This window comes from Halobacillus sp. GSS1, from assembly GCF_017307035.1.
GTDB lineage: Bacteria > Bacillota > Bacilli > Bacillales > Halobacillaceae > Halobacillus > Halobacillus litoralis.
In genome coordinates, this window is sequence record NZ_JAFLHE010000022.1 from 1 (window position 1) to 14,200 (window position 14,200).

A 14,200-nucleotide genomic window follows, 5' to 3' on the forward strand; every position below is an offset into this window, starting at 1 on the left:
AATTGTTGAATAAAGGCTGAATATTAGACAGGATCTTTGTTAGGTGTGGACAAGCCGGCAAAATATTTTTTAAAAGTTAAATATTCCACGTTTGTACATCATATATTTGAAGTACGAAGGAGGTGGAATAAAGATGGATTTCAACAACCGTGTGTTTCTGTTCCTAGCTGCTCTACTTTCCGGGTATGCGCTGTACAGCATCGGTGAAACTTCCGGGAACTTTTTCGATCAATTCTTGTTCTACGCCGGCTACATTGCAATGATACTTTTTTCTTTTGCTATTATTATCGTAGGGTTGGCAAGATTCTTAAATCAGTACAAATAAAAATGGCCTCTCTATGTGAAGGACGTGTAAAAAGGCTGCGGAGTATCCGCAGCCTTTCTTTTATTTAGATGGTTTAAAAAGAGATTTGAAAAAGCTTGTCCACCCGTTCTGGTCAGATGACTCTACGACTTCCTTTTCTTCTTCAACCCTGATATGCTCTTTTTCAACAGCGTAATCCAATGTGAGCACAGCCCCGAATTCAGAATGGGTTTCCTTATTCGAAACGATGGAATGGTGAATATTATGCTCCTCGGCTAAATCCATGTAGGGAGATAAAAACCGATAGCTTACATCTCCGTTCAAAAGCAGTTCGGCATCCTGGTAGCTTTTCATGAGATCCACCAACTCTTCCTGCCCCTGCTCCCGCATCACCTGCCCCTTCGTCAGTGCGACCAGGACTCGTTCTCTTAACGTACCAAGGTATTGCTTTCTTTCCCCTGGTTTTGTTTGCCGACTTCCATAAATGCCTTCATGCAAGTAATCTTCCATATCTGGTTTCTTCATAGATGCACCTCATTCACTCCTAGTATGGCACAGAAAAAAGGCTGTACACATGACAGCCTTTACCTATTTTACAACGACAGATATGTGAGATGGAAGGACAGACAACTCCACAGGCAGAGAATCGCCTTCTTCTCCATCGACGTTCGTTACCAGGTTTTCCTCCGAAATGACACGGATATGATCCGCTTTGAAGTATTCCACATCCCTCTCGTCTTTGAGTCCGCCTCGAAGAATAGCAGAAACAATGGAAGCGAGACGAATCATATTTACTTTAGGTACGATATAGCCATGGATTTTCCCATCATTCACTTTCGCTTCCGGGGATAATTTTTCGAATCCCCCGGCTGAATTCGTTAAAGCCGCCAGGAAAAGAAAAGATTCCCCTTCCCACGCCTTATCGTCATATTCGATCCGCATAGGATAGCTGCTGTTCTGGGTTAAGGTTTTCATCCCTTCCATCATATAAGCAAGCGGACCGAATTTCGTTTTTTGTTCAGGTGTCACTTCATAGGTCGCTTCAGCAAGGGCACCCGCTGCTACGATATTAACAAAATACTGGTCATTGAACTTTCCAATATCCACAGATTTGGTCTGATCAGAACGAAGGACATCGATTGCTTCTTCCACTTTCAGAGGAATATCAAGAGCCCTTGCAAAATCATTGACTGTGCCAAGTGGAATGATTCCCAAGCTCGGTCGATGGCTTTCGTCTACCATCCCATTGATTGTTTCATGGAGCGTACCATCTCCCCCCATGGAAACGACGAGATCGTACTCATCTCTGCAGGCGTTTTGACAATACTTTGTGGCATCCAGTTCTTTCTCTGTTTGAGAAACTTCCACGTCATAATCTTTTTCCGATAAAATTTGCTCGATTTGTTCAACATGATCGACAGCCTCTTCTTTTCCTGAAGAAGGATTGACGATCAGCATAGCCTTTTTCATTCTCTATCTCCTCTCCAAAACATCCTTTATCTCTCTGGCTGGTATTCATAAAGGGTGCTGACTGAAGAAAAACCGATATTGCGGATGAATTCACTCACCCCATTCTGATGGGGGCGGAGACTTACCTGGATTGTTTTTGCTTCCTGCTGATACATCCAATCAACCAGTTCGTCACACAAGTCTGTGCCAATACCTTCACGTCTATAAAATTCATCCACAAATACTTCCCGGATATATCCATACACATCCGCTTCCCCATGGGACTCGATAATGCCAAGAACATACCCGATCATTCTTCCATTCATATCAGCAACCAACAGTTTCTGTTTCGGGTTTTTTGCTAGGAATTGATCGGCTGCCCAATACTTGCGGTTTCTCACTTCTTCATTGTTCAGCCTTTCTGAGCTGGTCACATGAAGAAAATCGATGCTGTATCTTGTAAAATGCATCAAATCCTTTTCTTCAGGTTCCCTTATTTTCACCATCAGAAACTCCCCCTCTACTCTTTTAACACCACTTGATATTCAGGTGTATGATCAATAACTTCCCGGGCGAAGGAGCAGACCGGGTCAATTTTTAATTTATGTTTACGTGCGTAGTTCACGGCATAATCGATCAATTCCCCGCCTAAACCTTGTTCACGTTCAGACGGCGCAACGAAAGTACTTGTAATGACCATTGTATTTTCATTTTCTTCAAATAGAAGCTGAGCCTTTGGGTCTTCTTCTTGTCCTATGAAAAACGTTCCTTGTTTTTCTTGGATTTCTTGTTCCACAAAAATCTCTCCTTTCCCTATAAAGGATACCCTTTCATCGTTAAGAAAAACATTCCCTAACGACGGACTGTATGAATAAAATGCGTGGCAAGGACATTAAGGTATTCGAGATCGTTATTTTAGAAACCGACATGATAAACAGAAATACTCAACATTCCGCTCTCCCCTCCCACAGACAAAAAAAGAGCACCTACTTTCAAAAAGTAGGTGCTCTTAAACATTAAGCGGTTTGCTTCAAATCCTCTTCTAGAGGAATATCCTTCTGTAGTCCACGACGGGCGGCAATGATGAAGGCTGTGACCACCGCAACGGTACCAATGGCTGCAACAACGTAGGAAACATTCAAGGACAATCCGAATCCGATTGGTGCATTCAGGATGTAGGTGAATGTAGCCATTGTCATGAAGGTCGCAGGCACGGCCGCAACAAAGTAATTCTTACGGGACAGGAACAAGTACATCGCTCCTACCCAAAGCGCAATGACGGCTGTTGATTGGTTTGCCCAGGAGAAATATCTCCAGAGTAACGTGAAATCAATTCTTGTCAAAGCAAATGAAATGACGAACAATGGGAGGGCAATCCATACACGACTCATGATTTTCTTCTGAGGTACTTTAATATAGTCAGCAATAATCATACGGGCGCTTCGGAATGCTGTATCTCCGGATGTGATTGGCAGAACGATGACACCAAGCACGGCCAGAGTACCACCGACAGCGCCAAGCATAGCGATGGAAACTTCACTTACAACGGCTGCTGGTCCACCACTTGCAAGAATTTCATTCAGTCCTGCTGAACCGTTGAACAAGCTCATGGCTGCCGCTGCCCAGATCATGGCTATAATCCCTTCAGCAATCATCATGCCGTAGAAAATGCGACGCCCTTGTTTTTCCTTTTGTGTCGTTCTTGAGATGATCGGGGTCTGTGTGGCATGAAACCCTGAGAGAGCACCACAAGAAATCGTCAGGAACAACAGTGGGAAAATCGGTGCGTTATCCGGATGCATATTGGTTAAGGTCAATTCCGGGATGGGTGCACCTGTGACGACAAGTGATACACCGACTCCAATAGCGCTGATGAGTAGAAGAGCACCAAAAACCGGGTAAAAACGTCCGATGATTTTATCAATGGGAAGCATTGTCGCTAACAAATAGTAAGCAAAAATCACAACCAGAATAACCGGAAGAGCGAGCCAGCTGCTCGTCATGTTGTGTAATAAATCTGCAGGTGCTGTAACGAATACCGTTCCTACAAGGACAAGTAAAAGAATGGCAAACGCGTTGACTACGTGCTTCATGACTTTCCCTAAAAACTTCCCTGCAAGCTCAGGCAGGTGGGCGCCACGGTTACGGATGGAAATCATCCCTGTCAAATAATCGTGCACCGCTCCGGCAAAAATGGCACCAAACACAATCCACAGGAAAGCGACTGGTCCATATAAGGCCCCGAGAATAGGACCGAAAATGGGACCTACACCCGCGATGTTCAAGAGCTGAATTAAAGCATTTCTTTTTTCTCCCATAGGCAGGTAATCGACACCATCACCATGAGAATAAGCAGGCGTTTCACGTCCTGTGTTTACGCCGAACATTTTTTCAACATATTTACCGTACGTAAGATAACCGATAATTAAAAGTGCAATACTCACTAGAAAAGTAATCATTGTATATCCTCCTTTTCGCGCGTTTCTGTAATCGCTTACAAAGAATATATCAAGAGAACGCTTCCAAAAGTGAGTTTTTTGACTAACATGTCAGGATTAATGCCCAAGATGTCGTAAATGTAGAATGAAAGACAGCGTCAGATTACAACTCCAGCTTCTTTCTTAATTCCTTTACATAGTTACGGCTGACAGAAAGTTTTTCCTCTGTATGCTGCAATTCCAACTGGTAGGCTCCATTGAACCAAGGAGTTAATCGATGTACATAATCCAGGTTCACAAGATAACTTTTATGAATCCGGAAGAAAGAAAAGCCTTGCAGCCTCTTCTCCACATCTTTAAGCGCATCTTTCGTTTCGTAGACTTTTTGTTTGCCGACGATTTTCGTAATTCGATCCTCACGGTGGACGTACATAATTTCTGAGGGATCGAGGTATTCAATGGTATCTTCCACCTCAACGGCCAACTTGGAAGGAGCGGTGCCCACCTTCTCTTCCACCGGCTTTAATTTCTTCTCTATCCTTTCCAAAGTTTCACTCAACTGTTCCTCATCAAAAGGTTTAAGCAAGTAATCGATGGCCTTCTGTCGAAAGGCTTCGACAGCAAAATCCGGGTAGGCGGTCGCAAAAACGATTTCCGGAACTTTCTTGAGTTCTTGAACTGCCTTCGCTACTGCCATTCCATCCATCGTGGGCATTTCCACATCAAGAAAAAGAACATCCGGCTGAAGCTTCAACGTCTGCATGACTGCTTCATCTCCTGATCCCGCTTCTCCTATAACTTCTATGCTTTCGTAAGGTTTTAGTAAAAAATTCAATTCTTCGCGACTAAAGCGCTCATCATCAACGATGAGGACCGTGATTTTCTCACTCATGACCATGTCTCCTTTTCATGAAGAGGAACCGTAAAGGCTATGGTTGTCCCCTGTCCTTGTTCACTCATAATTTGTAGCTTCGCACTCTCTCCATGCATGTATTCTAAACGTTTGTTGACGTTATATAACCCGAACCCCGTCCCGCTTTCAGACGTGACCGATTGTTCTCCCAAAGTACGCAGCCTCATCGGTTCTATGCCTTTTCCGTTATCTGCCACGATGATGTTTACGCTACCGCCATCTTTACGAACACGAATCGTAATCTCCGCTCCTCCTTCCTGGTCTTTGATTCCATGCTTAATGCTGTTTTCGACCAGGGGTTGTAAGGTTAAAGGAGCGATACGAGCGGATAACGCTGTTTCATCAATATCATAGTGGACATGCAGGCGATCAACGAAACGCGTCTCTTCGATGAGAAGATAGGATTTTACATGTTTCAACTCTTCTTTTAAAGACGTCCAGGTTTTGGTCGTCGCCCCCAGGTTTTGTCTGAAAAATTTGGAAAGCGCTATAAGAAGAGCTCTTGCCCGGTCAGGTTCCGTGCGGGTCAACGAAACGATGACATTTAACGAATTGAACAAAAAGTGTGGATTAACTTGGGCCTGTAAGGCTTTTACTTCTGCTTCCCGTGCAAGTTCCTGTGCTTTTTCAGCATCCACAAGCTCCAGCTGCTGGCTCAGGAGTGCACTTAAGCCTTGGATCAATTCCAATAAGACATTAGAGATTTCTTTTTGTGACGAAACATAAAACTTGAGCGTACCAACCACTTCTTGACGTTTCTTCAATGGAACGATGACCGCAGCCCCAAGAGGACAATCCGGCTGTTGGCATTGAATCTCTTCATGTCTGACTACTACACGCTTCCCTGTTTCAATAACTTCACGAGTGGCGTCCGTTTGGATCGGCTCCCCCGACTTATGGTGGTCATCGGCCTGTCCAACATGAGCAAGAATCCTTTGTTTATCAGTCATGGAGATCGCGCTCACTTGAACTTCTCCATAAATAATCCGGCAAGCCTTTTCTGCAGAATCCATCGTTAACCCTTTGCGCAGATGAGAAACCGTCGACTCGGCCAACTTCAGCGCTTTTTGTGCCTGTAACGCTCCGACCTTTTCCTCTTCATGAAGAACATTTCGGATGATCAATAAAAACAGGGCGGAGCCGACACCATTGGCTACAATCATGGGTACTCCGATCTCCTGGACAAGGGCCCACGCACGCGGAAATGGATCAGAGATGAGGAGGATGATCCCCATCTGGACCGTTTCTGCAAGAGCACCAACAAATAATGCCGTCTTCAGTTTCAGAGGCTCCTCTTTTTTATGAAAGTAACCTGCAATGATTCCAGCTACTACTGCGGATATCCCACATGCGACCCCTGTGAACCCTCCAAGAGATAGACGATGCAGTCCAGCAATGACTCCCGCACCTATACCGATCCGATAACCTCCGAAAAGACCGGCTGCAACTATTCCGATCACTCTTGAGTTCGCCAGTGCTTCTGATTCGACAAGATTATATACCCAGCGCCCATAATCAAGGGAACTCGTGTCATAGGTGATGCCTGTATATGTACCAATGATTCCGAACAACCCGAAAAAAGCGATCGCCATGTACCGCTGACGTTGGTCCAGCGTTTTTTGATCGATCAACTCTCGGAAAAACCGGAAACGGGTAATAATGAAAGCGACCGTTACGATAATTCCGAGTCTTTCAAGCATCGGAAGAAACAACTCAAACATACTCCCACGTCCTTTTACTCTTTCTAGCAGATATGCTCCCTATTCTTGAAGACTCAGTTTCGAGATGTTTCGAGGTTCGTTGCCTGGTTTGAGCGTCAGGGGGGCTGGGAAGCTACTCGCTTTCCTGCGGGGATGACGGAGAGCCTCCTCGAGCTAAAGCTCTGCAGGGTCTTTCCAGTCCACCCATTCCCGTACGACTCTCGCAGCTTCCCAACCACCCCATCTCATGTAAGAGAAAACGAACCCTTGCACTTATAAGCAAGGTTCCAATTCTTCCCACCTAAGCAGGCATAAAGTGCTTTGTATCAAGCATTTATGTTTTCGAAAGGTCCGTTGGGTAGAGTTAATATCCTCCACTTCCCATAACCATACAAGCTGATTTATCGAGTAGTGGTTTCGAGAATCCTACTTGGTAAAGGGGCGGAGGGGAATGGCGAGACTCCTGCGGGATAAAAGTGCTTGGTGAGACCCCACAGGACGCAGTCCGAGGAGGCTCACCGCGCTCCCGCGGAAAGCGAGTTATTCCCCGCAGCCCCATCTACTTAACAAAAGTCTCGAAACCGAGTCTTCAAGAAACCTGCCATATCATTGAATAGCGGTTTATGTTTATTGTAGCATGGGCGGTTTGTTTCGATACAAAGAATCAAGGCAGGAGATCAATTCTCACAATGCAGGCAAAATCTCTTACGAAAACATTAGGGAAACGTCAGAATTTTTTGATACACTAAGAAGAAAATGAGGTGATAGGATGACAACAAAAATAGCAATGATTCAAATGGACATCGTCTTCGGTAATCCTGAAGAGAACCGGCAACTTGCGCGAGAGAAAATAAAAGAAGCTGCTTCACTAGGAAGTGAGGTCATCTTGTTACCTGAATTGTGGACGACAGGCTATGATCTTTCACGCTTTGAAGAAATAGCAGAAACTCTCGAAGGACCGACGCATCAGTTGCTGATTTCTTTATCCAGGGAATATAAGGTCACGATTGCCGGGTCCATAGCTGAGGAAGAAAACGGGAAGTATTATAACACTTTCGTCGCCTACGATGCGGAAGGTAACCGGTTGTTCAATTACCGAAAAGCCCATTTGTTCCGTTTGATGAATGAAGAAAAGTTTTTAGAATCAGGGAATCAAAAAGGAAACTTCCAACTTGGAGATGTGCCTGTCGCCGGTGTCATTTGTTATGATATCCGTTTCCCTGAATGGATGAGAACTCACATGCTGAATGGTTCACGAGGGCTGTTGGTCGTTGCGGAATGGCCTAAACCAAGGGTGGAGCATTGGCGCAATCTATTGATTAGCCGAGCCATCGAAAATCAATGCTTCGTCATCGCCTGCAACCGTGTAGGTGCGGATCAAAACAATGAGTTTGGAGGGCATTCTATTGTTGTAGACCCGTGGGGCAACATTTTAGCTGAAGGTGGTTTGGATGAAGAAATCGTGTATGCAGATGTTGACTTCACAGCTGTCGAAGCGATCCGCGAGCAGATTCCTATTTTCCAAGACCGGCGTCCGGACCTGTATGAATAAGCTCTTATTCGATTAACGGATGGATAATTATCATCTTGAATTGATATATTGCTCATTCAGTCTATAACTCACATAAATAAGAAAAGAAAAAATCCTTCCCAATCATGGGGAAGGATTTTTTTCATAGGCCGGTGTTTGATAGAAATAGTTTGGTGTGTCCATTCGGTTTTCATAAGCCGAATGGAAGATGTGAGTAGATGCAGGCGAGACAGGAGGGATAAGCCATGTCCAGTCGCCCGTGACCTCACGTCCACATGATTGTTCTTTTTTCTCAAACTGGTGGAACTGTTGAGCTGCTGTATGATGGTCGACAAGGGTTACTCCATCGGATTGATAAGAAAACAGGACAGCCTGATTGAGCTCAATCAACGCACGATCCTTCCACAAGGATGAATTTCGTTTCGTATCCAGTCCCATGGCTTCCGCTACAACAGGCAAAAGATCATACCGAAAATCATCAGCAAGATTGCGAGCCCCGATCTCTGTTTCCATATAAAAGCCATTAAACGGGGCAGCTGTATAATCGATGCCACCGATTTCAAGGCGCATATCTGATATCACCGGCACTGCATACCAACGTAGTCCCAGGTCTTCAAACCATGCAAAATCCGGATGACGCAGCTGTACTTCTTTCACTTTTTCAGACGGCATCTCATACCATACGGGCTCCCGTCCATCCATTTGGACGACGAGAGGCAGCACATCAAAAGACGTGCCTTCTCCTCTCCATCCGAGTTTCTGACATTCCTTCGTAAACGCAACAGAAGCCGGGTCCCCTGTCACCCTGCCGTTTTCTTCATACCCGGCGTAACGAATCAATTGGTGATTCCAAAGACGCACGACATGGTCCGAGGTCTTGGGTTTGAAAATGGTAATTGTCGAGCGGATGCGTCCCCCATTTGTCGCATACTCCAAGTGATTGAGTAGTGCATCACGCATGCCTTCTTCTGTATCGACATCTCTTGCATCAAAGACCTTCAAACTGTTCCAAAAAAGGCGTCCGATGCAGCGGTTACTGTTCCTCCAGGCGACTTTTGATCCATATTCAAGCTCATCATAGGTGTGCGTATAACTCCCCGTCTCACCAATTTCCTGCTGGATTTCCTTCAATCTCTCATCTGTACCACAAAGCTGTTGCTCCTGATGGTATTGGCAAATGAATGCTTCCGCCTTTTTATATAAATCTGTATTCACAGCATGAATCCTCCTGTATGGTGCTTCATTCCTATCCTACCATACATGAAGAACTTCCCACACGATTCAGTCTGCTTTGCGGGCGGCCTGCTGTACAGGATCCCACACGCTGTTATAAGGAGGCGCATAGGCAAGATCCAAGTCTTCTAATTCATCGATGGACATTTCATGGAACAGCGCAGTGGCAAGGACATCGATTCGTTTATCTGCACCTAGACCTCCGATGATTTGAGCCCCGAGCAACTGACCGGTTTGCTCATGATAAACGATTTTCAATGTCATTGGATCTTGCTTGGAATAGTAACCGGCAGCATGGGTGGATTCAATCGTAATTTTTTTAAACGGGATTTTTTCGTTCTTTGCCTCCTGTTCAGAAAGACCTGTGCGGGCAAGCGTTAAATCAAAGAATTTCAAAATCGACGTACCCACAATTCCCCGGAACGATCTTCTATGATCAATCATGTTCAGGCCGGCGATTTGCCCTTGTTTGTTGGCATGCGTGCCTAATGGAATATAATCATCCTTCTTCTTGATGCGGTGATACTGTGTGGCGCAATCTCCAGCAGCATAGATGTCCAGGATGCTGGTCTCCATAAAAGCATTCACGGCAATCGCGTCATTCACCCCTTTGTATACACCCGTGTTTTTCATAAAGGTGGTATTCGGCGTCACGCCTACGGCAACAAGGACAAGATCCGCTTTGTATTCTCCCTTATCCGTGATGACAGAATGGACATGCTGATCACCTTTGAAACCTTCAACCGATTCCCCGAGATTTAGTTCCACGCCGTTTCGTTCGGCTTCTTCATGAACCAGCTCTCCCATGTCCTCATCGAAAATTTTCGCCAGTTGAGGTCCGCGGTCTATCAACCGTACTTTCTTTCCAATTGACACAAAGCTTTCAGCCATTTCAAGACCTATGTATCCACCGCCGATAATGGTCACATGTTCCTTATCGCTCGTAGTCGCTGCCATAATCTCTTTGATATCAGGTATGGTCTTCAGCGAATAAATCCCTTCAAGCTCCTGTCCCTCCCACGGAGGCATGACCGGTGCTGCACCGGAAGCTACAAGCAGACGATCATAGGACAATTCAAAACCATCGCCCTGGTCATCTTTTCCGTAAATGACTTTATGATCACAATCTACTTCCGTTACCGTGTGATGGGTTCGGACGTCGATGCCATATTTTTCCCGAAACGTTTCAGGGTCACGTGCGATGAGGTCTTCTGTAGACCCGACATCCCCACTCAATACATACGGCAGGCCACATTGTCCATACGAGGTGATCCCCCCTTGTTCCAACACGGTTATTGAATGCCCCTCACTATTCCTTACGATTTGCATGGCTGCACTCATTCCGGCAGCATCTCCTCCGATAATAACGAAGTCCATCCCAATCACTCCTTTTATGTACCTTCTATTCTCTTATTCTTTGCCTATATGGTTCCCACTCAAACTTCTCTCATGTTAAACTAACGATATTATCTTTTTGTACGACTTTTCAAAAAAATCATTCGAGGTGAAGGACATGAAGGAATTTCAAACATCAAAGGCCATTCAACGGCTTCCGGACCAATTTTTCGCAACCATGATCGATAAACTAAATCTATACAAAAATCGTGGATATGACACCTTGAACTTAGGGCAGGGTAATCCAGACCAACCTACTCCCTCCCACATTGTGCAGTCTCTACAGGAGGCGGCCGAAAACCCCGATTTCCACAAATACCCTCCCTTCCACGGGTACGAATTCTTCAAGGAAGCCGTGGCTGAATTTTACAAACGTGAATATGACGTAGACATCGACCCTGAAACTGAAGTCGCCATTATGCCTGGCAGCAAAACAGGACTGGTTGAGCTTAGCCAGTGCTTCCTTGACCCAGGGGATGTTGCGCTCGTTCCCGACCCAGGTTATCCAGATTACTGGTCCGGTATTGAAATGGTCGGTGCAGAAATGAAGTCCATGCCTCTTCGTGAAGAAAATGGCTTTTTGCCTGACTACGGGGAAATTGATGAAGAGAGTTGGGAAAAAGCAAAGCTCATGTTCTTAAACTACCCGAATAATCCGACGGGAGCGATGGCTGATGCGGACTTCTTTGCAGAAACCATCCAAGAAGCAGAAAAGAACGACGTGTGTGTCGTTCACGACTTTGCTTATGGGGCCATTGGATTTGACGGGAATAAACCACTCAGCTTCATGCAATTCGAAGGCGCGAAAAATGTTGGGGTTGAAGTTTATACCATGTCCAAGACGTACAATATGGCCGGCTGGCGTGTCGCTTTTGCTGTCGGAAACCCTAGCGTCATTCATGCGCTTGAGGTCATCCAGGATCACTATTTCTGCAGTATTTTCGGGGGGTTGCAGAAAGCATCAGCCACCGCTTTATTGAGTTCCCAAGAATGTGTCACAGAACTTGCTGCAACCTATGAAAAAAGGCGTGACCTTCTCGTCAGTGGGGTAGAAGAAGCAGGCTATCATGTCGCTCCCTGCCAAGGTTCTTTCTTTACATGGCTGCAAGTACCTGAAGGCTATACATCCCAAGGCTTTGCAGATGATTTGTTAGAAACGACAGGTTTGTTCGTGGCTCCTGGAATCGGCTTCGGTACGTACGGTGAGGGCTATGTGCGTATAGGTCTGAACAATTCGGAAGAAGCATTGCGGGATGCGGTGAAGCGATTTAAAGAGTTTAAACAGAGGTAAGATTCAAGACAGTACTTTTCAACTCGAAGGTACTGTCTTTTTATTTTCCTACAATAGCAAACGCTTCCATAATCATAAGAAGCTGAGTATCCCTGCATGGCCCCTCCACCTGTTGTCGAAATAAGTCTGATGGTTGGATAATTTTTTTAAAAATAATGATTGAATACTTGTTCAAAATGTATTTTAATTATCTTATACAAATATCATACGCATACTGTACAGGAGGGATTCGCGAGTGTATACGCTTATCAGAAGAGATGATCGTTTATTAGAAGTTCTAAAAGACCCAATTGACCGTAGAGACAGGGTTTTCCCTAAAGAGCAAGAAGCAATGAAATACGCTGAAAAATTGAATGGATATATACAATCCGGGCCGAAGTGGGAAGTACAGGAATATTTAATATATGAAATGAAAAAAAGCAGAAGCTCGATCTCTTGAGCTTCTGCTTTTTCCTATTTCGATTCCAACGACTTTGATTTAAAAGGGAAACTCACGATAACCATTCATCACGCCGATCCATTTGACGGTCGTAAATTTATCCAGTGCCCATTCGCCGCCAAAACGGCCGAGTCCGGATTCTTTTTCACCACCGAAAGCTACATGCGCTTCGTCATTCACGGATTGATCGTTCACATGAATCATACCCGTTTCCACACGTTTGGCCACTTCCACACCACGATGGACATCACGAGTAAATACTGAACCACTCAATCCATAAGGAGAACTGTTCGCTGCTTGAATAGCTTCTTGTTCTGAAGAAACTTTAATAACAGAAGCAACAGGGCCAAAGACTTCATTCTTTGCAATCGGCATATCACTTGTTACTCCTGTCAAAACAGTGGGCTGCATGACACTGCCATCTGTCTCCCCGCCCGTGAGAATTTCAGCTCCACGACCGACGCTTTCCTTAACATCCTCCTGGATTCGCTCAATAGCGTCTTTGTTGATCAGAGGACCAATGACCGTATCCTTCTCTGATGGATCGCCAGCTTTTAAGCTCTCTACTTTTTCTTTGAATTTCTCGATGAATGAATCATGTACATGTTCATCCACGATGATTCTGTTCAACGACATGCAAATCTGTCCCTGGTGCAGGAACTTACCGAAAGCTGCTGCTTCGACCGCCTGATCAATATCCGCATCTTCAAGAACGATCATGGCATTATTACCGCCAAGCTCTAAAGCTGTCTCCTTAATATATTTCCCTGCGAGTTCACCGATATGGCTGCCCACTTCCGTCGATCCTGTAAACGAAATCAGTTTCGCTGCCGGATGTTTTACAAAAGCATCCCCGATTTCTGAACCTCTGCCGACAACCACATTGATAACACCCTCAGGGAAACCAGCTTCATCAAATAAATCAGCAATTAACAACCCTGAAGTAACCGGTGCATCAGACGCCGGTTTGACGACAACGGTATTCCCTGTAGCCAAAGCTGGAGCAATGGATCTCATGGCCAGATGAAAAGGGAAGTTCCAAGGACCGATTACGCCGATGACACCTTTCGGAGAACGGTAAACACGGTTTTCCTTTCCTGGTGTGTTGGAAGGTAAAATCTGCCCGCTCATCCGTGTCGGAAAACTGGCCGATTCCCGGATGATGCCGACAGCTGCCTGAAATTCAACCTCTGCTTTGACAAGCGTGCTGCCCGCTTCTTTCACAAGCCAATCGATAATTTCATCTTTTCTATCATGAACCACTTTCAGCAGCTGATCAAAGTGCGCCTGCTTTTTACCTGGAAGAGTCGTCATCCATGACTCCTGAGCATTTACAGCCGACTCGTATGCTTCGTTAAGATCATCTTCATTTGCAGATGGGATGGAAGCAATCGTTTGCTGTGTATAAGGATTGACATTATCTACATATTTCTCACTGGAACCGCTCTTCCACTGACCGTTAATGTATTGTTTAGTAAATGTTTTTGGACTCATTCTAAAACCTCCA

General features: G+C 45.2%; 14 protein-coding genes. 4 read left to right on the top strand and 10 right to left on the bottom strand.

Annotated elements, in window-relative coordinates:
- Positions 1-133 precede the first annotated feature (133 nt).
- Complete coding sequence (locus tag J0K78_RS19265) at positions 134-325, top strand: hypothetical protein (RefSeq protein ID WP_160916554.1); 192 nt, start codon at positions 134-136, stop codon at positions 323-325.
- A gap of 60 nt (positions 326-385) precedes the next feature.
- On the opposite strand, the gene J0K78_RS19270 is transcribed toward J0K78_RS19265, so the two are convergent.
- The 7 genes from J0K78_RS19270 to J0K78_RS19300 all read right to left on the bottom strand — a co-directional run bounded on the left by J0K78_RS19270 (position 386) and on the right by J0K78_RS19300 (position 6,825).
- The gene (locus J0K78_RS19270) at positions 386-829 is read right to left on the bottom strand and encodes a YueI family protein (RefSeq protein WP_206948520.1); all 444 of its coding nucleotides are present in this window, start codon (positions 827-829) and stop codon (positions 386-388) included.
- A 63-nt stretch (positions 830-892) separates the two neighbouring features.
- A complete protein-coding gene (locus J0K78_RS19275) occupies positions 893-1,774 on the bottom strand; it encodes a diacylglycerol/lipid kinase family protein (protein WP_206948521.1) in 882 nt (293 codons plus the stop codon).
- 26 nt (positions 1,775-1,800) lie between these two features.
- Complete coding sequence (locus tag J0K78_RS19280; RefSeq protein WP_206948522.1) at positions 1,801-2,259, bottom strand: GNAT family N-acetyltransferase; 459 nt, start codon at positions 2,257-2,259, stop codon at positions 1,801-1,803.
- Positions 2,260-2,273: 14 nt separating this feature from the next.
- Positions 2,274-2,549, bottom strand: coding sequence for a GNAT family N-acetyltransferase (locus J0K78_RS19285; protein WP_206948523.1), 276 nt, complete (start codon positions 2,547-2,549; stop codon positions 2,274-2,276).
- 220 nt (positions 2,550-2,769) lie between these two features.
- Positions 2,770-4,212 (bottom strand): carbon starvation CstA family protein, encoded by a 1,443-nt coding sequence (locus J0K78_RS19290; protein WP_206948524.1) that lies wholly within the window; start codon positions 4,210-4,212, stop codon positions 2,770-2,772.
- Between the two features lie 142 nt (positions 4,213-4,354).
- A complete protein-coding gene (locus tag J0K78_RS19295; protein ID WP_206948525.1) occupies positions 4,355-5,083 on the bottom strand; it encodes a LytR/AlgR family response regulator transcription factor in 729 nt (242 codons plus the stop codon).
- The gene (locus J0K78_RS19300) at positions 5,080-6,825 is read right to left on the bottom strand and encodes a sensor histidine kinase (protein ID WP_206948526.1); all 1,746 of its coding nucleotides are present in this window, start codon (positions 6,823-6,825) and stop codon (positions 5,080-5,082) included. Before J0K78_RS19300 ends, J0K78_RS19295 begins: the two co-directional genes overlap by 4 nt.
- Before the next feature lie 748 nt (positions 6,826-7,573).
- On the opposite strand from J0K78_RS19300, the gene J0K78_RS19305 reads away from it, so the two are divergent.
- Complete coding sequence (locus J0K78_RS19305) at positions 7,574-8,356, top strand: carbon-nitrogen family hydrolase (RefSeq protein WP_206948527.1); 783 nt, start codon at positions 7,574-7,576, stop codon at positions 8,354-8,356.
- A gap of 102 nt (positions 8,357-8,458) precedes the next feature.
- Here J0K78_RS19305 and J0K78_RS19310 read toward each other — a convergent pair whose 3' ends face one another.
- Positions 8,459-9,550 (bottom strand): nitric oxide synthase oxygenase, encoded by a 1,092-nt coding sequence (locus J0K78_RS19310; protein WP_206948528.1) that lies wholly within the window; start codon positions 9,548-9,550, stop codon positions 8,459-8,461.
- Between the two features lie 66 nt (positions 9,551-9,616).
- Positions 9,617-10,945, bottom strand: a complete 1,329-nt coding sequence (locus J0K78_RS19315) for an FAD-dependent oxidoreductase (RefSeq protein WP_206948529.1) — start codon at positions 10,943-10,945, stop codon at positions 9,617-9,619.
- Between the two features lie 136 nt (positions 10,946-11,081).
- Here J0K78_RS19315 and J0K78_RS19320 point away from each other — a divergent pair, with 136 nt between their 5' ends.
- Positions 11,082-12,254 (top strand): pyridoxal phosphate-dependent aminotransferase, encoded by a 1,173-nt coding sequence (locus tag J0K78_RS19320; RefSeq protein ID WP_206948530.1) that lies wholly within the window; start codon positions 11,082-11,084, stop codon positions 12,252-12,254.
- 235 nt (positions 12,255-12,489) lie between these two features.
- The gene (locus J0K78_RS19325; RefSeq protein ID WP_206948531.1) at positions 12,490-12,693 is read left to right on the top strand and encodes a hypothetical protein; all 204 of its coding nucleotides are present in this window, start codon (positions 12,490-12,492) and stop codon (positions 12,691-12,693) included.
- A gap of 39 nt (positions 12,694-12,732) precedes the next feature.
- Here J0K78_RS19325 and J0K78_RS19330 read toward each other — a convergent pair whose 3' ends face one another.
- Positions 12,733-14,187 carry an aldehyde dehydrogenase family protein gene (locus J0K78_RS19330; protein ID WP_206948532.1) on the bottom strand — a complete coding sequence of 485 codons (1,455 nt, stop codon included), beginning with the start codon at positions 14,185-14,187 and terminating at the stop codon, positions 12,733-12,735.
- Positions 14,188-14,200 lie beyond the last annotated feature (13 nt).

What these genes read in the sequence shown, in the direction of transcription:
- J0K78_RS19275 (WP_206948521.1), bottom strand. Translation starts at nt 1,774, where the DNA reads ATGAAAAAGGCTATGCTGATCGTCAATCCTTCTTCAGGAAAAGAAGAG.
- J0K78_RS19265 (WP_160916554.1), top strand. Translation starts at nt 134, where the DNA reads ATGGATTTCAACAACCGTGTGTTTCTGTTCCTAGCTGCTCTACTTTCC.
- J0K78_RS19280 (WP_206948522.1), bottom strand. Translation starts at nt 2,259, where the DNA reads ATGGTGAAAATAAGGGAACCTGAAGAAAAGGATTTGATGCATTTTACA.
- J0K78_RS19295 (WP_206948525.1), bottom strand. Translation starts at nt 5,083, where the DNA reads ATGAGTGAGAAAATCACGGTCCTCATCGTTGATGATGAGCGCTTTAGT.
- J0K78_RS19270 (WP_206948520.1), bottom strand. Translation starts at nt 829, where the DNA reads ATGAAGAAACCAGATATGGAAGATTACTTGCATGAAGGCATTTATGGA.
- J0K78_RS19290 (WP_206948524.1), bottom strand. Translation starts at nt 4,212, where the DNA reads ATGATTACTTTTCTAGTGAGTATTGCACTTTTAATTATCGGTTATCTT.
- J0K78_RS19300 (WP_206948526.1), bottom strand. Translation starts at nt 6,825, where the DNA reads ATGTTTGAGTTGTTTCTTCCGATGCTTGAAAGACTCGGAATTATCGTA.
- J0K78_RS19305 (WP_206948527.1), top strand. Translation starts at nt 7,574, where the DNA reads ATGACAACAAAAATAGCAATGATTCAAATGGACATCGTCTTCGGTAAT.
- J0K78_RS19330 (WP_206948532.1), bottom strand. Translation starts at nt 14,187, where the DNA reads ATGAGTCCAAAAACATTTACTAAACAATACATTAACGGTCAGTGGAAG.
- J0K78_RS19320 (WP_206948530.1), top strand. Translation starts at nt 11,082, where the DNA reads ATGAAGGAATTTCAAACATCAAAGGCCATTCAACGGCTTCCGGACCAA.
- J0K78_RS19315 (WP_206948529.1), bottom strand. Translation starts at nt 10,945, where the DNA reads ATGGACTTCGTTATTATCGGAGGAGATGCTGCCGGAATGAGTGCAGCC.